We start from the raw sequence: 15,884 nt of genomic DNA on the forward strand, positions 1-15,884 counted from the left end.
GCAGTGCCACAATGTGGCCGTGGAAGAGACTGCCGGGGTGCCGGGCGCGCCACCGCCGCCGGGTGCTGACAGCCCCGTGCCGGCGGATGCGGGTGCGCGGGCGGCGGCCGCCGGCCGAGCGAAGCGGCGCGCGGCGCAGGCCGCACCCGGTCGAGACGAGCTCGTGCCATCGACCGCGATCGAGAACCGCGCGCGCGATCGCGAGCAGGCTCGCCGGGCACGGCTCGGGGTCGCCTCGGTAGCCGGTGCCTCGGTGCCGCAGGTCGCGAACCCCGGTGTGGGCATGCCGGGCCGGCTGCTGCCGCCTGGCTTCGCACCTGCCGTCGCCGAGTCGATGCCGACGCGCTTCGTACCTGCCGAGTGGCAGGTGCAGAAACCCACCGCGGGCATGCCCTTCGGCGGTGCGCCGGTCGTGCGGCAGGTTCCGCCGCCGAGCCCCGCCTACGCGCAGCAGCTGCCGTACGCCGCGGCACCGTACGCCGCGATGCCGCACGCCGCGATGCAGTACGCCGCGATGCCGCACGCCGCGATGCAGCACCGAGCACCGCAGTACGCCCCCATGGCGCCGCCACCACCCCCGCGTGTGCCCTGGACCCGCGCGCAGCGCCGCACGGCGCTGCTGAGCGCTTGGCTCGGGCAGACGGTGATGGCGCTCGCCACCCACCTGCTCGCCGCCTTCTTCCTCATCGTCGCCCTTGCGCTCCTGCTGCACGGCTCGGGCGACTCGAGCGACGTCGAAGCCGACTCGTTCACCGCGATCATCGCGCGCTGGACCATGGTCGATCGAGTCTGGGCGACGGCGCTCATCGGGCTGCTGGTCGGTGGGGGCATCCTGGCGGCCGGCTGGCTGCTGCAGGCGATGTGGGGCAGGGCCGCGGGTCTTGCCAAGCCACATCGGTCGACCTGGCTCGCCTGGCTCTGCACCACCGCCTCGACCGGCCTGATCGGGCTGCTGGTCTGGCCGGCGGCACTCATCGGCGGGTTCGTGCTCGTGCTCGCGAACGACCAGGCATCGCTCACCACCGGCACGATGTGGGAGGTGCTGTTCGTTGAGCTGGCCGTCGCGGTCGTGCTGACCGGCGGCGTCGGCCTGCTGTACGGCTGGCTCTTCTGGTCGCAGGCGCGTCTACGCGTCGACTACCGGGCGATCGCGGAGGCTGCGGAAGCAGCCGCGCGGGCCGCAGACGAGGCCGAGCTCACCGGGGTGCGGCTGCGCGGCGAGCCGTCGAGGCGCGGGGGCGGCGCCGCCGAGCCGGGCCGGGCGCCGCGATGAGTCGCAAGCGCACCCGCCGACCCGAGCGGCCAGATCCGCTGCGTCCGGAGCAGAGGGCAGCGGTGCAGTCCGCGGGCGCCGTCGGCCTCGCGTTCGTCGCGGCCGGCGCCAGCCTGCTCTGGGGTCTGCTGGTGGCGGCGCTCGTGCTCGTGATCCTGCGGGCCGCCATCATCGACCTGTTCGACGACGTCGAGTGGGGGCTGGGCGTCGTCGATTGGATCGAGCAGCTGCAGCCCGGCTGGCTGACGCCGCTCGTGCTCGGCCTGGTCGTGCTCGCCGTCGGGGCGATCGCGCTCGGCAGCTGGCTGAGCACGCGGCGGATGCTCGCGGCAGGCGTGGTCGGTGCGACGGCCGTCACCTTCCAAGGTGCGGCGATCGGCACCGGCCTGCAGGCGGTGCTGTCGACGCTGTCGAGCTGGCTGCTCGGGCTGCTGGTGCTGCTCACCGGCGTCGTCGGCTTCTGGATCATCGCGTCGATCTGGGTGGTGCTGTCGATCATCATCTCGACGCTCATCGGCTGGCTCGCGGGCCCTCGCACCTGGCTCGCGATCGCCCGCCGCGAGGCACGGCGGGCGGGCTCCGAGCCGGTGTAGCGCACCGCACCGCACCGCAACACACCGAGACCTGCGACCCGGCGGCACGCGCAGTGCGACCGGGCGGCAGCTGCCGCCCGGTCGCGAATGCTGCTCGGCGAAGCGCTAGGCCGATGAGCTGCTCTCGGCCTTCGCCGAGCTGAACTCGCCCTCCTGGCCTCCGGCGTCGATCGCCGTCTGCCCACCGCTGTGCTCGATCGTGATCTTGCGCGGCTTCGCGCGCTCGGCGATCGGGATCGTGAGCATCAGCACGCCGTGCTCGTAGTTGGCCTGGATCTTCTCCAGGTCGACGTCGTTCCCCAGCCCGAGCTGGCGGATGTAGCGGCCGGCCGGCCGCTCCTGCGCGAGCCACTGCGCGCCCTCGGCGGCGCCGATCGTGCGCTCTGCCTGGATGGTGAGCGTGTTCGCATCGACGTCGAGATCGATCGAGCCGGGGTCGACGCCTGGCAGGTCGACGTTCACCACGTAGTGATCGTCGGCGCGGTACAGGTCCATCGGCATCCAGCTCGCCGAGCGCTGCGTGCCGCCGCTCGTCAGCAGGCGGGCGGCCATGCGGTCCATCTCGCGGAAGGGATCAAAGGTCAGCGCCATGACAACCTCCTCCTTGTCTGAGGTCGTCGCCCTGCGCGACGACCCGGTGTCTGTCGCGGCCCTTCTCGGGCCATCTCCATTGTTAGCACTCTCTCTATGAGAGTGCTAAAAGTCGTCTGCGGAGATGCTCATGGATGCGCGCCAGATGTGTCACGAACGGCGCGCAACGCGGCGCCGAAGCAGCCGATCATGACAATTCTGCGAACTGCGAGCTGCGAGCTGCGAGCTGCGAGCTGCGAGCTGCGAACTGCGGGCTGCGAACTGCGGGCTGCGAGCTGCGAGCTGCGCGCTCGCGCTCGCAGCAGCGTCAGCGCTCGGGGGCGAGCATCCGCGTCGCCGCGCGCACCCGCACGGGCCGACACCCGGCATCCGTGAGCCGCCGCACGATCACCGGCTCGCGCTGCGCGAGCATGATGCCGCGCTTGACGAGGAACGCGACACTCTTGCGGTGCTCGCGCAGGTCGCGCGCGAACCGCAGGCCCATCGTCGCCCAGCGCGAGCGGTGCACCACGATGGCGTCGTGCAGGATGCCGAGGCGATCGGCTTCTGCCACGACCTCGCTCACGAAGATGCCCTCGGCGACGAATCGGGTGGCGCCGTCGAGCGTCACCTCGTGGTCGCCGACGGATGCGCTGCGCGAGATGTCGTAGATCGGCGCGGTCGTGCGGCCGGTGCGCGCGAGCTCGTCGAGCGCGCGGATGGCGCGGTCGCGGTGCCAGCTGCCGGGATGATCCCAGTCGACCTCCCCCGACTCCAGGCGGGGCAGCGCCGGGTCGTCGCCCTCGCGGTAGAAGTCATCGAGCCGCAGCACGGGCAGCCCGGAGTGCTTCGCGATGCGCGACTTGCCGGATCCCGATGCGCCTCCGATGAGGACGAGCGTCGCGAGGGGCTCGGAGGGCGCAGGCATGGGGACAATTCTGCCGGATGCGCGGCGGCCCCGGGTGCGCCGCCGGCCGCCGCGTCAGTCGTCGGTGAGGAAGCGCGAGAGCACCTCGGTGAACACCTTCGGCTGCTCGGCGTGCACCCAGTGCCCCGCCTCCTTGATGGTCACGCGTCGCACGCGCGGGAAGCGCGCCTCCATGGCGTCGGCGAACTCGTCGCGCACGTAGCCGGACTCCGCCCCGCCGATCCACAGCACCGGGCCCTCGTAGACGGCGTCGGTCTCCGGGAAGCCGCGCAGCACGTCGAGATCGCGGCGCAGCACCTCGAGGTTCGGCAGCCAGCGCCAGCCGTCCTCGTCGCGGCGCAGGCTCTGCAGCAGGAACCCGCGGATGCCCCGGTCGGGCACGGCTTCGCTGAGCGCCGCATCGGCGTCGGCGCGCGACTCGACCTGCGCGAGGTCGATGGCGAGCATGCCGTCGATGAAGCCGCGGAACTCGTCGGTCGAGCGATACTGCACCGGCGAGACGTCGACGACCACGAGCCGCTCGACGAGCTCTGGATGCCGCAGCGCCGTGAGCATCGCCGCCTTGCCGCCCATCGAGTGGCCGATGAGCGCGCCCGGCTCGTCGAGCAGGCCCGCCACCGCATCCGCCATCTCGACGTAGTCGAGCCGCTCCGTCCAGTCGGACTGGCCGTGGTTTGGCATGTCGACGAGCGTGACGCGGTGCCGGGGGCTGAGCGCCTTGCCGATCTGGGTCCAGTTCTTGCCCTGCCCGAAGAGGCCGTGGCAGAAGGTGACCCGGGAGCCGTGCTCACCGAGCTGCGTGGTGTGGAGCGCGCCGGTCATGCCCCCACGCTACCGAGGGGGTCGGTGGGGCGTGTCAGGCGACGACGGCCTCGGCGCCGGATGTGCGCCGGCGCCAGCGCGCGTAGGCGATGAGGCCGGCGGCCACGAGCACCACCGTCACGGCGATGATGACGCTCATGATGGCCACGCCGCCGTAGCCGTTCGCGTGCGAGGCCGGGTCGAGGAACGGGTACGGGTACCACCAGTCGCGACCGGTCGCCTGATCCATCGTGAAGGGTCCGCGCAGCAGCGTGTAGGCGAGCCACACGATCGGGAAGACGATCACGATGCCGAGATCGCGGAACCGCACATCGCGCTTGCCGGAGCTGAGCAGCCAGTCGGCCAGCATCCACAGCGGCGCGACGAGGTGCAGGATCTCGTTCGACCATCCCAGCGTCGCGCCCTGCGGCAGCTCGATGCCGCGCAGGAGGATGTTGTAGACGATGCCGGTGATGACCATGTAGGAGGTCACGCTCAGCAGCAGCACGTCGAAGCGGCGGCCGATCCTCGGGCGCCCGAGCTGCGCCGCCACGAGCACGCCGAGCACCACCATGGCCAGCACGTTCGACTCGATAGTGAAGAACGAGAAGAAGTTGAGCACGTTGAGCGGGATCGACTCGTCGCCGCGCGCAGTCCAGAACGTGACGCTCGTGATGAGCTGGCCGATCACCGCAGCCAGGATCAGCAACGCGATGAGGGCGCGGCCGACGAGCAGTACGCGGCGCACGATCGACGGCTGTGGCGCAGCGGGGGCGTGAGTGGTGGGCGCGGGCTGCGGGGCGGTCGACATGGTCGCTCCTGGGGATTCGGCTCGTGCTCGGGGCGAGCGCCCCGTCGCGGCCCAGCCTAGTTGCGCGAAAGCTGCCGCCAGCGCACATATGCGACCTGCGCGGCGGCTGCCAGCACCAGCAGCGCGGTCACCGCGAGGCACGTCGTGGCCACGCCGAAGTAGCCGTCGTCGTAGGTCGACGGGTCCAGATGCGGGTACCAGTACGGGTTCTCCACCGCCTCCTCGGGCGTCTTCGGCGCCCGCAGCAGCGTGAAGGCCAGCCATGCCGCGGGGAAGAGCGTGACCGTGCCGACGTCGCGCCACTGCAACTCGCTCTCGCGCGTGCTCGCGATGCGGTCGATCACCATCCACAGCGGCGCGATCAGGTGCAGCACCTCGTTGGCCCAGTCGAGCGTGGCGGCCGGCGGCAGCTCGATGCCGCGCATCAGCGCGTTGTAGACGATGGCAGTGACCACCATGTAGCTCGTCGCGCCCAGCAGCAGCACGTCGAAGCGCCGCCCGAGTCGGGGTCCGCCGAGCTGCGCGGCGACGAGGATGCCGAGCAGCACGAGCGAGAGGATGTTCGACTCGACCGTGAAGAACGACAGGTAGTTGGCGACGTTCTGCGCGAGATCGTGCGCGCCCTGCGCATGCCAGAAGACCAGGCTCGTCACCATCTGACCGACCACCGCGGCGAGGATCAGGGCCGCGATCGAGGCGCGTCCGACGAGCAGCCAGCGACGCCGACGGTCGGTGGCAATGTGCAGGTCTTCGGTGACAGTCACTCCTCCAGCCTAGGCAGACTCGTGAGGGTTGCTCGAGCCTTGAGGAAGTCCTGCGGTCGTTCACTGGCGACTCGTGTAGGTTCTCACGCTCCGCGTCGCACGAGATCCGCGCATTTCCGGGGAAGCCGGAAGGCGGTTGGGCGCCGGCAATTCTCACGTTCGTGTCGCAATCCTCAGATCCAGCGTGCCGCGACGCGAGTTCCGCGAGATTCCGCAGGATCCGGCGCGTTCGCATCCAGCAGTCGCATTGGCCGACTCGGCCGGGCGCCGCCAGGCGTTCGACGCGAGCCACGAGCAGAAGGGCGCGCACGCAGAAGGTCGTGAGTCGCGAGCCCAGCGCCGGAGTACGATCGCGTGGCTCTGGTGCTGGCGGCCAAACCTAGATCGTCTATCGGTGTTAACATCGCTGCATGACGATCAGTAAGCGGCAAAGCGCCGTCTTGGATATTGAAGCCACAGACGCGTTCGCCCATCTATTTCAGGCGATGGCTGATCGGTCTCGGCTGAGCCTGCTTCAGCATCTCTCCTTGGGCGAACACCGCGTGCGCGACCTAGTGGATCACCTGGACCTCGCACAATCCACGGTCAGCAAGCACATCGCGTTTCTTGTCGAGTGTGGCTTGGTCGATGCGCGGCTCGATGGGCGGTCAACCTGGTATGCGTTGACGGAGCCGGTGGCGCTCGGTGCACTGATCGTCGCTGCAGAGCGGCTGCTTGAGGCTACCGGCTCGCGGTATGCGCTCTGCGCCCATCTCACCGACGCCGCGCGCAGTGTCGAGCGCACTTCACGGGAGGAGCATGTGCATGGGAACGACGCATAGCCACGGGTCGACTGGCGGCACTGGGGAGACGGGCGACTTCCGAGTCCGGCTCGGCATCGCTTTCGGGCTCACGGTCACGATCGTTGTTGCCCAGCTGATCGGTTCCATCGTGACGGGGAGTCTCGCCCTTCTCACCGACACGGCGCACGCCATTACTGATGCCTCAGGGCTGTTGGTCGCGCTGATCGCGGCGACACTCATGCGGAAGCCGTCAACATCCAAGCGAACATGGGGGTTCCGCCGCATCGAGGTGATCGCCGCATTGGGCCAAGCCACGCTGCTGCTCGCCGTCGGCGTGTATGCGGCCGTCGAAGGGATTCGTCGGCTCTTCGAGCCTCCCGAGATCCCAGCATCCGAACTACTCGTGTTCGGCGTGGTCGGACTCGTCGTGAACATCATCGCGATCGTGGTGCTCTCGACGAGTCGTGGCGCGAACTTCAACATGCGTGCCGCGTTCCTCGAGGTGCTGAACGACGCGCTCGGTTCTCTCGGCGTCATCGCTGCGGCGATCATCATCTGGACGACCGGCTTCCAGCAGGCCGACGCGATCGCAGGCCTCTTCATCGCAGCGCTGATCGCGCCGCGAGCGTTCATCCTGATGAAGGAGACCGCCGGTGTACTCATGGAGTTCACACCGAAGGAACTCGACCTCGACGACGTTCGTCGCCACATCCTCGAGCTCGAGCACGTCCAGGATGTTCATGATCTGCACGCCTCCACCGTCGCGACAGGGCTGCCGACGATCAGCGCGCACGTGGTGGTCGGCGACGGGTGCTTCACCGATGGGCACGCCGCAGAAGTACTCGAAGACATTCAGCGCTGCGTCGCGGGGCACTTCCGCATCGCCGTGCCCCATTCGACCTTCCAGATCGAGACAGCGCAGATCAGCGAACAGGAGGCCAGTGCTGTCAGGCACCCATAGGTGGTCGAGGCGGCCTACGGCTTCACCAGGATACGGGTCCATCGGTCAGTGGAAGTGGGGTTGGAGGCGTCAGAGGATCGGTCGACGGCGCCGTCGACCTAGGGTGGTCGTATGCTGCTCATCTCCGCCCTTGCAGCGGCCGTCATCCTCCTGCCGTCCCATGCATCCGTTGTCGGCTCGACCCCGGGCAGCGGAGACGTGGTGGTGGAGCAGCCGGGCACGTTCAGTGTCGTGATGAACGAGGAAATCCTCGCGATCGAGGGGGCGAGCGGCGCAAACGTGATGCAGCTGACGGACGCCGCCGGGCTGTTCTACGGCGATGGCTGCACCACCGTCGATGGGGACACTATCGCGCTCGACGCCGAGCTCGGGACCGCCAGCGACTACACCCTGACCTATCAGCTCGTGTCCGCGGATGGCCATGCGGTCGACAGCACGGTCGAGTTCGCCTTCGAGCCGGCATCGGGTGTTGAGGCTGCGCTGGGTAGCAACACGGCACCGGTGTGCGGCGAAAGCGTTGCGGCTTCGGCGGCGCCCGCTCCCGCTGAGGCCACGGACAGCGCACCGTCCAGCGAGCCGCAGCCGTCAGCGTCGGCCGATGCGGGTGCCGCGGGTGAGCCGACGGAGGGCTCAAGCTTGCCGCTGCTCATCGGCGGGGGAGTAGCCGCGCTGCTGGCTTTGGCGGCCGGGATCGTATTCGCGCTCAGTCGACGCTCGAACCGTCGGGCTGGTGAGGCCGAGCTGAGCTGATTCGCGCTAGCCGGTCTCGAGGCGTGTCTCGCGGGTCTGCAGCCAGAGGAGGGGGTCGAAGGAGACGTAGTCGCTGTTCTTCATCTCGAGGTGCAGGTGCGGTCCCGTGACCCGGCCGGTGCTGCCCACCTGGCCGACAACGGTCGAGACGTCGACGACTTGACCGACCTCGACTCGGATTGATCCCGCTTGCATGTGCGGGTACCAGGACTGGACGAATCGGCCATCGATGTTGTGGTCGACGAAGACCGCGTAGCCGCCGCCACCGGGGTTGTTGCCCTGCCAGACTGCCGAAACGACACCGTTCGCGATCGGCCGGACCTCCTGCCCCGGGGGCAACGGGAGGTCGGTGCCGCCGTGGAAGCCGCCGGGCCGGTACCCGAAGCCGCTCGAGACCGGCAGCTGCGCGATCTCCGGGAACGGCGTCTGCACGTAGTCGGTCTCGAGCATCGCCCACGTGCTGGGGAAGGCCGGGTCGCCGCCGTAGTAAGAGCCGCCTCGCTCGGAATCGGCGACCGCCTGGAATGCAGCGAGCTCGCCCGGCGACATCATCGCGGTCTCGAGCGGGTCGTTGACGCCGATCTCGTCGCGGGTGAAGAGGGTCGTCGCATCCCCGGTGACGGGACCCAGTGACTGCACTGCCGGTTCGAGCTGTGCGACCTCGGGGGCGATTTCGCTCGGCGACTGCACCGCCTGGGCAGGTAGGGAAGTCACCACGACGAGCGAGCCGATGAACAGCAGGGCCGCGCCAGCGGTGACCTTCTGCACAACCCTGCGAGCCCGCCGCACGGTGGTGGACGGTCGCGAAGACGGTGAGTGGAGCGCGGGTCGGGGCACCATCCGGCGCGCGACCCGGGCGGACGGCACATGTTCGCCACCGGTGCCGAGCGAAGGTGCGTCGACGACGATGCGCGGAACCGTGTGGGTCGGCTCGGCAATCTGGACCGGGAGAGCGTGCGCCGCGCGGGTGGCGGCTTCGCGCATTGCGCGCCGGCTCGTGTAGATCGGCGGGGAGCCCTCAGCGACAGTGGCCCTCGCGCCAGCACGAGCCTCCGCCGCGGTCCGCGCGATCTTCGCAGAGGCGCGCTCATGCTCTCGCGCGGCCTTCCGAGTCAGGAAGTGTGTATCCGACGGGAATGTACTTTCGAGCGGCGCGCCCGGTGACTGGTCGGGTTCTGGCGTCACGCGAAACTTGGTCCTCGGGGTGGAACGATCAGGTATCTAATTCGAGACACAGCATGAAATGGGTGCTCACCCTCATGCCGTCACCGTGCGAGCAGCCTGTGTCAATCGCGCGATCCTTACCAAGGTAACGGAATGGTAACGGATGAGCAAGCTAGTCGCGGCGTGATGCATGCAACGGCGGGAGTGCCGATTCGGGACACGCCTGTCTGCGATCCATGAGGCTCGACTCTCAGGTGGAAGATGAAAGTTGGTACCTTGTTCAGGCTTAGGTTGTGACGTCTGTTCTGAACCGGGTGCCGACAGCGGACAATGCAGCGGTCTGACGCTGCGAGACGGGGAGAGATGGCCCAGCCTGACTGGTCGGCACGCGCCGAACGAGCGCGCTCGCGCTGGCGCCGCCTCCGATTCGGCGCCGCTGCGACTGTCGCCGCCGGCGCCATAGTCTCGACGCTGATCGTGCCGGGCGTGCCGCAGGCCGATGCTGTCGACGAGTACGGCTTCCCCACCTGGGCGGAGGTCGAGGCCGCACGCGGCAACGTCAGCGCCAAGAACCAGCAAATCAGCGAGATCCGCGCCCTCATCTCGCAATTGGAGACCGACGCGGTCAACGCGCAGGCCCTCTCCGACCAGCGCGCTGCCGAGGCGATCGAGGCGCAGCGCGTCTACGACGAGGCCGTCGCGGTCGCCGAGCGGCTGCAGGAGCAGGCCGACGGGGCCACGGCGAGCGCCGAGGATTCGCAGCTCGCCGCCGGCCAGCTCGCCGCGCAGCTCGCGCGCTCGGGCGGCACCGGCGACATGAGCGCCGAGCTCTTCGCGAACCCCGGTTCCGCCGACTCCTGGCTCCACCGCCTCGACATGATGGATCGTGCCGCCGGCACCGCAGACACGCTCTACGAGCAGGCACAGCAAGATGCCAATACCGCGCAGGCGCTGCAGGACCAGGCCGCCGTCGCCCGTGACGAGCTCCAGGCACTCAAGGTCACCGCTGACGAGGCCTACGCGGCGGCACAGGCCGCGGCGATCGCGGCGCAAGAGGCTGTCGTGGCCCAGCAGGAACGCCGCGTCGAGCTCGCGGCGCAGCTCGAAGTGCTGGTCGAGAACCGTGCGGCGACCGAGGACGACTACCAGGCAGGTCAGCGCCACCGCGCGTGGCTGGCCGAGCAGGAGCGGCTGCGGCGCGAACGCGAGGCGCGTGAGCGCGAGGAGGCGCGCCAACGCGCGCTCGAGGAGCAGCGACGGCTCGCCGAGCAGGCCGCCCAGAACGGTGGAGGCACCGGTGGTGGCGGCTCCGTGCCGGTGACGGATCCGAGCAGCAGCGGCTGGGTCACGCCGCACTACGGCCGCTTCACGTCTGCGTACGGCTGGCGCAACGACCCCCTCGGGCAGCTGGGCCGCAAGCTGCACGCCGGCATGGATATCGCCGCCGGCTGCGGCACCCCGATCTACGCCGTCGCCGACGGCACCGTCACGCTGCGCTCGCGCGACACCTACGGTGCGAACATGCTCTACATCGATCACGGCGGCGGCGTGCAGAGCGAGTACTTCCACATGATCCGCCCCGCGAACGTCTACCCCGGGCAGCGCGTCAGCGCCGGTCAGATCGTGGCTTACGAGGGCTCGACGGGGTACTCGACCGGCTGCCACCTGCACTTCCAACTCCGCGTCGCCGGCACACTGACCAACCCTGAATCGTTCCTGAACGCGCGCGGTGTCCGGCTCCGCTAACGGTGGCCGTATGGATGCGTCCGCTCACAGTCGCGTCGGCAGAGCCACAGGCGAATCTCCGTACGGGACTGTGGTGGGTGCTGCAGTCGCTGGTGCTCGGCCACCTCACCGTCGTCCGGTTCGCGGCAGGGCTGGGCGTCGCCGGCTCGACGGACCGGCAGGTTTCGACGGGTTCGCGATGCTCGGCGTGGACGAGCACGGTTGGCGTCATGCGCATCGCGGTGATCGCTACGTGACCGTCGACGTCGATGCGTAACGACACGGGCCGACGCGGTTGATGGACACGGTCGAGGCCGCTCCAAGAAAGCGGTCAAGCACTGGCTCGCCGCCCGGCCGCAGTCTTGGCGGCAGTAGGTCGGCGATCGCTCCCGGGTCGACGGGGGCTGTTCAGTTCCGCTGTTCCGCGTCGCTGTCCCGCGCGCGCTGCTGCAGATGCAGCAGGTACTCGTTGTACGCCTCCGTGTCTTCATCGGCGCGGCGCTGGTTCCGCCCCGCTTGCCTCGTGTCTTGGCGTCGCCAGCGTGCGAGCGTGACGATCAGCATCGCCAGCAATGGCAGCTCCCCGAACGTCCACGCCAGAATCCCAGCTATCCCCTGGTCACGAACCGGGTCAACATCCCAGGATTCCGGCGTTGAGGTCGCGAAGTAGGGTACGACCGCAATGGACGAGAAGAGCATCACGAGCCCGAAGGCGGCATGCACCTGCATCTCGAGAAACACGTCAAACATCCGGCTCGGATACGAGGGTCGGCGCGGGAGCAGATCCGACGACACTAGCGGCGCGGTGATCAGGATCCCCACGATGAGGAACACGACTTCAAGGAGGACGTGGCCGTTCCGGGTTCGCAGAACCAAATCCGCGACGCCACCGGCGTAGAGCCCGAAGAACGACAGCAGCATCAACGGGATGACCAGCGCCGGATGCAGCGCGAATCGGGCCGCTCTCGAGCGCAGCCCACACAGTGCGACTCGGAGCACCGTGTTGCCAAGCCCACGATGCGGCATGGCGCGCAGGAGCAGGGTTCCCGGAGATCCGAGAGCGAGCAACGGGGCGATCACCACCATCAACGCGAGCTGCTGGAACATGAATATGGAAAACATCAGCTGGCCATAGGCGTCGACTCCTGCACCGGTGACCACCGCCATCAGCAGGCAGGCGAGCAGGAAGCAGGCGGTGCGCAACCACGGCCAACGCTGCCCGCGGCGCCGCAAACGCACGACACCCGCCAGATACGCGATGGCGAGGATCACCGCGACCGCCGGCAGCACCGGCGCGGCCGGAGAGCCCGGGAGCAGGAACTGGTCGAAGCTTGGGGGCAACAGTGGACCGACGGTGTCGGAGCCGCTCATCGCCGAAGCTCGCGATCCGGTGCGACGGCCCAGCGATCACACGCTGCTCGGCGCTGGTGCGGGATGGATCGTGGGCGGCTCACGACGCCCGCCACAACTGCGACATTGTTCCATCCCTGGTTCGATGGCCGCGCGTTGCCGCAGCACTCCCTCGGCGCACCCTCACCAGCCCACCGATCGCCCGCTGTCATCGCTCTGCGGCAGTCGCGGCCGGTGCGGGCGCAGGTGGCGGTAGCAGCAGATGCGGGCGCCCCTGGGCCAAGACGTGGTTCTCCAGGTGAGCCAAGCGGCGAACATCGTGCCTGCGGCGGCGAGTACGGTGATGAACGGCGTCGCGCTGGCGCCGAGCGAGAATGCCGCGCCGGGGTTGTAGGCCAGTTGCATCGCGAGCATGTCGCCCAGCACCGGATGACGCTCGCCGATAGCGAGGGTCGCCTCTGCCCAGACCTTGCTGAGTTGATCGATCGCCATGGCGGCGAGCGCGGTGGCGTAGCCGAGCAGGGCCACCCTCCGCAGTCGAGGTCTCGTGTGTGGAGTGGCTTCGCTCCCCGCGACGACTGCCTGTGCCGCCGAGGGGCTTGGCGAGCTGCTGTCAGTCGTCGACATCAGGCCAGTACCTCGAAGAGGCGCGCTCTTCAGCCTCGATGCGGTCGTACTCGCGGCGGGCGGTGCGGTCGCCGCGGATGATCATGCGCAGCACCATCCAGAAGATGAGCCCGAGCACGATCGTCGGGATGAGCGAGAAGCTCCGTTCTCCCACCAACTCTCAGGCATGCGCCAAGCGTACCGGCCGCCGTCGCGTCGGTATCAAGCAGCTGGCCGCTGCTCATATCTCGAGCATGCGTTACGGCACGAAATTGAGAACGCTGCGCCACGACGGCGCCACGAAATTGAGAATGCGACATCGAAATTGAGAAGCTACAACTCGCCGCGAGCCGAGGTGCATCCCATCTACCCATTCGCGCTGAATGGGAGTAAACTTGAGTCAACACCACTCAAGTTTGAGAGCAGCGGTCGGCCGGGGGAGGCCAGGCCGCAGATCAGGGGGAACCAATGGCTCGGATGGGCGGCATGTCGCCGGACCAGGACGATCAGAAGTCGGCGCTGGAGCAGTTCGGCACCGACCTCACCGCGATCGCGCGGGCGGGCAAGCTCGATCCCGTCATCGGGCGCGACAGCGAGATCCGGCGCATCAGCCAGGTGCTCTCGCGGCGCACGAAGAACAACCCGGTGCTCATCGGCGAGCCCGGCGTCGGCAAGACCGCCGTGGTCGAGGGCCTCGCGCAGCGCATCGTCACGGGCGACGTGCCCGAGAGCCTCAAGGGCAAGCGGCTCGTGGCGCTCGACGTCAACGCGATGATCGCCGGCAGCAAGTACCGCGGCGACTTCGAGGAGCGCATGAAGAACGTGCTCGCCGAGATCGCCAAGGCGGGCGGCGAGATCGTCACATTCATCGACGAGCTGCACATCATCATGGGCGCCGGCGCCGCGGAGGGCAGCCAGGGCGCGTCCAACATGCTCAAGCCCATGCTCGCGCGCGGCGAGCTGCGCCTGATCGGCGCGACCACGCTCGACGAGTACCGCGAGTTCATCGAGAAGGATGCGGCGATGGAGCGCCGCTTCCAGCAGGTGTACGTGGGAGAGCCGAGCGTCGAGGACACCGTCGCGATCCTGCGCGGGCTCAAGGAGCGGTACGAGGCGCACCACAAGGTCACGATCGCCGACAGCGCGCTGGTCGCCGCGGCATCCCTCTCCAACCGCTATATCACCGCGCGTCAGCTGCCGGACAAGGCGATCGACCTGATCGACGAGGCGGCCAGCCGGCTGCGCATGGAGATCGACTCGGCGCCGACCGAGATCGACCAGCTGCGGCGCACCGTCGACCGCATGGAGATCGAGCGGCTCGCGCTCAAGCGCGAACGCGACGACGCCTCGAAGGAGCGCCTGGCCGCCCTCGAGGCGAGCCTCGCGGAACTGCGAGCGCAGCTGGGCGAGCTCGACGAGCGCTGGCAGGCCGAGCGCGCGAGCCTCAACCGCATCGGCGGGCTGCGCGAGTCGCTCGATGAGCTGCGCGGTCGTGCCGAGCGGGCGCAGCGCGAGGGCGACCTCGAGCGCGCGAGCCGCCTGCTGTACGGCGAGATCCCCAAGATCGAGAAGCAGCTGCACGAGGCCGAGGCGAGCGCTGCCGAGTCGGGCGCGCGCATGGTCGGCGACCAGGTCACGAGCGACGACATCGCCTCGGTGGTGGCAGCCTGGACGGGCATCCCCGTCGGCCGCCTGCTGCAGGGTGAGACAGAGAAGCTGCTCGCGCTCGAGGACGAGCTGGGGCGCCGCGTGGTCGGGCAGCGGCAGGCCGTCGGTGCGGTCGCGGATGCCGTGCGACGCACTCGCGCGGGGGTCTCCGACCCCGACAAGCCCACCGGCTCGTTCCTGTTCCTGGGCCCCACCGGCGTCGGCAAGACCGAGCTGGCGAAGGCGCTCGCCGAGCTGCTCTTCGACGACGAGAAGGCGCTCGTGCGCATCGACATGTCGGAGTACGGCGAGAAGCACTCGGTCGCGCGGCTCGTCGGTGCCCCTCCCGGCTACATCGGCTACGAGCAGGGCGGGCAGATGACCGAGGCCGTGCGCCGCCGCCCCTACTCGGTGATCCTCATGGATGAGGTCGAGAAGGCCCACCCGGAGGTCTTCGACCTGCTGCTGCAGGTGCTTGACGACGGCCGCCTCACCGACGGCCAGGGCCGCACGGTCGACTTCCGCAACACCATCCTCATCCTCACCTCCAACCTCGGCTCGGTGTTCCTCACCGACCCGACGATCCCGCACGCGCAGGGTCGCGAACAGGTGATGGGCGCGGTGCGAGCGGCGTTCAAGCCCGAGTTCGTGAACCGGCTCGACGACATCGTCATCTTCGACGCACTCTCGCCCGAGGAGCTCGGCTCCATCGTCGAGATCCAGATCGGCGGGCTCGATCGGCGGCTGCGCGAGCGTCGGCTCACGGTCGAGGTGTCGGATGCGGCGACGCAGTGGCTGGGGGAGCGCGGCTACGACCCGCTGTACGGCGCCCGGCCGCTGCGCAGGCTCATGCAGCGCGAGATCGACGACCGGCTGGCGCGCGCGCTGCTGGCGGGCGAGGTGCGCGACGGCGACACCGTCGTCGTCGATGTGGCGCCCGGTGGCGGCGAGCTGTGGCTCGGCCCCGCTGGCGCCGAGCGTCCCGCTCGCTGGTCGTTCGATGCCGGCGACGGCGAGCCAGAGGTGATCGAGGGCGAGCCGCTCGACGACCTGTGAGCCGCGCCACCTCGTAGGCTGGAGGGATGTCGGCGCTGCCGAACGCGAAGACGACGGCAGGTGCGTGGGCACCACGGGGGGGTCCATTGATTGCGCTGCCCCC

At 69.1% G+C, this 15,884-nt stretch carries 16 protein-coding genes; 7 read left to right on the top strand and 9 right to left on the bottom strand.

The annotated features are described in order from the left end of the window. The first annotated feature begins 19 nt into the window (after positions 1-19). Together ABG090_RS00895 and ABG090_RS00900 are read left to right on the top strand one after the other, a co-directional pair. Positions 20-1,273: a hypothetical protein gene (locus tag ABG090_RS00895; protein ID WP_347755555.1), complete on the top strand. Its 1,254-nt coding sequence runs from the start codon at positions 20-22 to the stop codon at positions 1,271-1,273. Next, a complete protein-coding gene (locus ABG090_RS00900; protein WP_347755556.1) occupies positions 1,270-1,866 on the top strand; it encodes a hypothetical protein in 597 nt (198 codons plus the stop codon). Before ABG090_RS00895 ends, ABG090_RS00900 begins: the two co-directional genes overlap by 4 nt. 105 nt (positions 1,867-1,971) lie before the next feature. Here ABG090_RS00900 and ABG090_RS00905 read toward each other — a convergent pair whose 3' ends face one another. The 5 genes from ABG090_RS00905 to ABG090_RS00925 all read right to left on the bottom strand — a co-directional run bounded on the left by ABG090_RS00905 (position 1,972) and on the right by ABG090_RS00925 (position 5,740). Further along, a complete protein-coding gene (locus ABG090_RS00905; RefSeq protein WP_347755558.1) occupies positions 1,972-2,457 on the bottom strand; it encodes an Hsp20/alpha crystallin family protein in 486 nt (161 codons plus the stop codon). 307 nt (positions 2,458-2,764) lie between these two features. After that, the gene (locus ABG090_RS00910) at positions 2,765-3,364 is read right to left on the bottom strand and encodes an ATP-binding protein (protein ID WP_347755560.1); all 600 of its coding nucleotides are present in this window, start codon (positions 3,362-3,364) and stop codon (positions 2,765-2,767) included. 54 nt (positions 3,365-3,418) lie between these two features. Next, entirely contained in the window at positions 3,419-4,186 is a 768-nt protein-coding gene (locus ABG090_RS00915) for an alpha/beta fold hydrolase (protein ID WP_347755562.1), read from the bottom strand. Between the two features lie 34 nt (positions 4,187-4,220). Continuing rightward, complete coding sequence (locus tag ABG090_RS00920) at positions 4,221-4,976, bottom strand: Pr6Pr family membrane protein (RefSeq protein WP_347755564.1); 756 nt, start codon at positions 4,974-4,976, stop codon at positions 4,221-4,223. Positions 4,977-5,032: 56 nt separating this feature from the next. After that, complete coding sequence (locus tag ABG090_RS00925; RefSeq protein ID WP_347755566.1) at positions 5,033-5,740, bottom strand: Pr6Pr family membrane protein; 708 nt, start codon at positions 5,738-5,740, stop codon at positions 5,033-5,035. A 410-nt stretch (positions 5,741-6,150) separates the two neighbouring features. Here ABG090_RS00925 and ABG090_RS00930 point away from each other — a divergent pair, with 410 nt between their 5' ends. The 3 genes from ABG090_RS00930 to ABG090_RS00940 all read left to right on the top strand — a co-directional run bounded on the left by ABG090_RS00930 (position 6,151) and on the right by ABG090_RS00940 (position 8,233). Beyond that, positions 6,151-6,561: a metalloregulator ArsR/SmtB family transcription factor gene (locus ABG090_RS00930; protein ID WP_347755568.1), complete on the top strand. Its 411-nt coding sequence runs from the start codon at positions 6,151-6,153 to the stop codon at positions 6,559-6,561. Further along, positions 6,545-7,483, top strand: coding sequence for a cation diffusion facilitator family transporter (locus ABG090_RS00935; protein WP_347757641.1), 939 nt, complete (start codon positions 6,545-6,547; stop codon positions 7,481-7,483). Before ABG090_RS00930 ends, ABG090_RS00935 begins: the two co-directional genes overlap by 17 nt. A 111-nt stretch (positions 7,484-7,594) precedes the next feature. Further along, the gene (locus ABG090_RS00940) at positions 7,595-8,233 is read left to right on the top strand and encodes a copper resistance CopC family protein (RefSeq protein WP_347755570.1); all 639 of its coding nucleotides are present in this window, start codon (positions 7,595-7,597) and stop codon (positions 8,231-8,233) included. Positions 8,234-8,239: 6 nt separating this feature from the next. Here ABG090_RS00940 and ABG090_RS00945 read toward each other — a convergent pair whose 3' ends face one another. Then, positions 8,240-9,001 (bottom strand): M23 family metallopeptidase, encoded by a 762-nt coding sequence (locus ABG090_RS00945; protein WP_347755572.1) that lies wholly within the window; start codon positions 8,999-9,001, stop codon positions 8,240-8,242. Positions 9,002-9,760: 759 nt separating this feature from the next. Here ABG090_RS00945 and ABG090_RS00950 point away from each other — a divergent pair. Continuing rightward, complete coding sequence (locus tag ABG090_RS00950; RefSeq protein WP_347755573.1) at positions 9,761-11,143, top strand: M23 family metallopeptidase; 1,383 nt, start codon at positions 9,761-9,763, stop codon at positions 11,141-11,143. A 387-nt stretch (positions 11,144-11,530) separates the two neighbouring features. On the opposite strand, the gene ABG090_RS00955 is transcribed toward ABG090_RS00950, so the two are convergent. The 3 genes from ABG090_RS00955 to ABG090_RS00965 form a co-directional block, all read right to left on the bottom strand. Further along, positions 11,531-12,493 carry a cytochrome c oxidase assembly protein gene (locus ABG090_RS00955; RefSeq protein ID WP_347755575.1) on the bottom strand — a complete coding sequence of 321 codons (963 nt, stop codon included), beginning with the start codon at positions 12,491-12,493 and terminating at the stop codon, positions 11,531-11,533. Positions 12,494-12,655: 162 nt separating this feature from the next. Next, complete coding sequence (locus ABG090_RS00960) at positions 12,656-13,000, bottom strand: signal peptidase II (protein ID WP_347755577.1); 345 nt, start codon at positions 12,998-13,000, stop codon at positions 12,656-12,658. An 85-nt stretch (positions 13,001-13,085) separates the two neighbouring features. Then, positions 13,086-13,253: a hypothetical protein gene (locus tag ABG090_RS00965; protein WP_347755579.1), complete on the bottom strand. Its 168-nt coding sequence runs from the start codon at positions 13,251-13,253 to the stop codon at positions 13,086-13,088. Positions 13,254-13,564: 311 nt separating this feature from the next. Here ABG090_RS00965 and ABG090_RS00970 point away from each other — a divergent pair, with 311 nt between their 5' ends. After that, positions 13,565-15,781, top strand: coding sequence for an AAA family ATPase (locus ABG090_RS00970; RefSeq protein ID WP_347755581.1), 2,217 nt, complete (start codon positions 13,565-13,567; stop codon positions 15,779-15,781). The last annotated feature ends 103 nt before the right edge of the window (positions 15,782-15,884 follow it).

The organism is Agrococcus sp. ProA11 (assembly GCF_039880525.1).
Classification (GTDB): Bacteria; Actinomycetota; Actinomycetes; order Actinomycetales; family Microbacteriaceae; genus Agrococcus; species Agrococcus chionoecetis.

What these genes read in the sequence shown, in the direction of transcription:
- ABG090_RS00900 (WP_347755556.1), top strand. Translation starts at nt 1,270, where the DNA reads ATGAGTCGCAAGCGCACCCGCCGACCCGAGCGGCCAGATCCGCTGCGT.
- ABG090_RS00905 (WP_347755558.1), bottom strand. Translation starts at nt 2,457, where the DNA reads ATGGCGCTGACCTTTGATCCCTTCCGCGAGATGGACCGCATGGCCGCC.
- ABG090_RS00910 (WP_347755560.1), bottom strand. Translation starts at nt 3,364, where the DNA reads ATGCCTGCGCCCTCCGAGCCCCTCGCGACGCTCGTCCTCATCGGAGGC.
- ABG090_RS00915 (WP_347755562.1), bottom strand. Translation starts at nt 4,186, where the DNA reads ATGACCGGCGCGCTCCACACCACGCAGCTCGGTGAGCACGGCTCCCGG.
- ABG090_RS00920 (WP_347755564.1), bottom strand. Translation starts at nt 4,976, where the DNA reads ATGTCGACCGCCCCGCAGCCCGCGCCCACCACTCACGCCCCCGCTGCG.
- ABG090_RS00930 (WP_347755568.1), top strand. Translation starts at nt 6,151, where the DNA reads ATGACGATCAGTAAGCGGCAAAGCGCCGTCTTGGATATTGAAGCCACA.
- ABG090_RS00935 (WP_347757641.1), top strand. Translation starts at nt 6,545, where the DNA reads ATGGGAACGACGCATAGCCACGGGTCGACTGGCGGCACTGGGGAGACG.
- ABG090_RS00940 (WP_347755570.1), top strand. Translation starts at nt 7,595, where the DNA reads ATGCTGCTCATCTCCGCCCTTGCAGCGGCCGTCATCCTCCTGCCGTCC.
- ABG090_RS00950 (WP_347755573.1), top strand. Translation starts at nt 9,761, where the DNA reads ATGGCCCAGCCTGACTGGTCGGCACGCGCCGAACGAGCGCGCTCGCGC.
- ABG090_RS00955 (WP_347755575.1), bottom strand. Translation starts at nt 12,493, where the DNA reads ATGAGCGGCTCCGACACCGTCGGTCCACTGTTGCCCCCAAGCTTCGAC.
- ABG090_RS00970 (WP_347755581.1), top strand. Translation starts at nt 13,565, where the DNA reads ATGTCGCCGGACCAGGACGATCAGAAGTCGGCGCTGGAGCAGTTCGGC.